Here is a 2,007-nt window from a genome sequence, read left to right as displayed (position 1 = left end):
TCACCAACTACATTGCCAGATCGCTACTGGAAACCGGTGGATTCAGACCCCAACTACACCCTCGATTGTGAAGAGCCGTATTGGATAAGAGCCGGTCCACCAGCGCGCCAGATCTCGGAACTATCTCGGCGGGGCCAGGCAGCCATGCCCGCGTAATGTCAATGACGTGGACAAACAATGATCCGCTTGATTGGTTCGGCGAGTGATTTCCCTATCGCCGCCACGCCGGGAAGGCAATGCCCTGCCCCCTGCGGTCGGGGCCTGATCGTTGATGCGCACCGACGCCGGCCAACTGCGCGGCGTATAGCAAGAACTTCCTGGTCAGCCCGTGGCGACCGGCTGCGAGGCCGAATGTGTTGCCCGGCGGTTTGAGATCAGCACGCTCAGCACCCGGCGATTGCCGGAGACGCCAATACCCGGCGACGGGTTTATCAGCGGAAAATTGGCGTTCGGGCCCCGCTAGAAAAGGTTCTTGAAGAAGCCCGAAAGCCCGTTGCCGAAGACCAACAGTCCCGAGCTTCCCGTCCCGGAGTTCAGGATGCCCGACGTCGTGACGCCCGCGATGGCGATGCCCGCGTTCTGGACAGCCGCATTATAGAAACCCGCGTTCCCGTAACCGGTGTCGAGCGCGCCAGAGTTGCCGCCGAAGATGCTCGTGGTACTGGTGTTGACGTAGCCCGAGTTGCCGAATCCCGAATTTTGAATACCCGAGTTGCCGCTACCATTTGGGTCGTTCTGACCGAAGCCTGAGTTACCGGTGCCGACATTGAAGAAGCCGGAGTTAGGTCCGGGATGGGCTATAGCGCTGAAGAACCCGGTGTTGAGCGCGCCACCGTTGAAGCCGCCGGTATTGGTGTTGCCCGCGTTTGCGAAACCGGTATTGACGTCGCCCGCGTTCCCGAACCCGGAATTGATGTCGCCTGCGTTGAAAAAGCCGGTGTTGACGTTGCCCGAGTTACCGAAGCTGGTGTTCGAGTTGCCAGCATTGAAGCTGCCGGCATTGAAGTTGCCGGAATCGAAGAAGCCGAAGTTGCCGGCCCCCGCATTTACGGCGCCGGTGTTTGTGCTGCCGGCGTTCCAGAACCCGGTGTTGACGCTGCCCGCGTTACCGAAGCCGGTATTTCTCACGCCAGAATTGCCGAAGCCCACGTTGTCGGTCCCGGAGTTGAAAAAGCCCACGTTACCGCTGCCTGAGTTGAACAAACCGATATTGTTACTGCCGGAGTTCAACGCGCCGAAGCCGATTTGGCCGTTGCCGGTGAGCCCGATGCCGATATTGTTGTTCCCGGTGTTGCCGAAGCCGAAATTGCCATTGCCGGCATTGCCGAAGCCGACGTTGTTACTCCCGGAATTTCCGCTGCCGAAATTGAAGTTACCACCATTACCGTTGCCGAAATTCGTGTCGCCGATATTGCCGCTGCCCACGTTGGTGTTGCCGATATTTCCGCCACCCAGATTGGTGCTACCGATATTGCCGCCGCCCAGATTCTGGCTGCCGAAGTTTCCGCTACCGAAGTTGAGGTTGCCGACGTTGCCGCTGCCCAGGTTGATGTCGCCCTGGTTGCCGCTACCGACGTTGGTGCTGCCGATATTGCCGCTGCCCAGGTTGAACGAGCCGACGTTGCCGCTGCCGATGTTCGCGTCACCGATGTTGCCGCTACCGAGGTTGAGGGAGCCGATGTTGCCGAAACCGAAGTTGATGCCCTGAAGAGGTGCCGGGACTACGCTGGCCGCCTGCGCCGCCGGTGCGCCGGCCGTCGCGCCACCGATCAGACCCGACAACCCGGGCAGCCCCGCCACCGAACCCGACCACGACGCCAACTGAGCAGCCGCCGCCGAAACCCCACCGTGATAACCCACCATGGCCGCCACATCGGCCGCCCACATCTCCTCATACACACCCTCGGCAGCCGCAATCGCCGGCGCATTCTGACCAAACAGATTCGACATCACCAACTGCACAAACACATTGCGATTAGCCGCCACCGCCAACGGATGAACCACCGC

1 protein-coding gene is annotated in these 2,007 nt (G+C 60.6%); it reads right to left on the bottom strand.

Features of this window, described 5'->3' with window-relative positions:
• Nucleotides 1-459: 459 nt before the first annotated feature.
• Nucleotides 460-2,007, bottom strand: a 1,548-nt coding sequence (locus BST40_RS27880) for a PPE family protein (protein ID WP_083156525.1), incomplete at its 5' end; no start/stop codon positions are given.

The sequence above is a fragment of the Mycobacterium persicum genome (assembly GCF_002086675.1).
In the GTDB taxonomy this organism is placed as follows: domain Bacteria; phylum Actinomycetota; class Actinomycetes; order Mycobacteriales; family Mycobacteriaceae; genus Mycobacterium; species Mycobacterium persicum.
The sequence above is the reverse complement of the archived record's forward strand: the minus strand, read 5'-3'. Positions and strand labels throughout refer to the sequence as shown.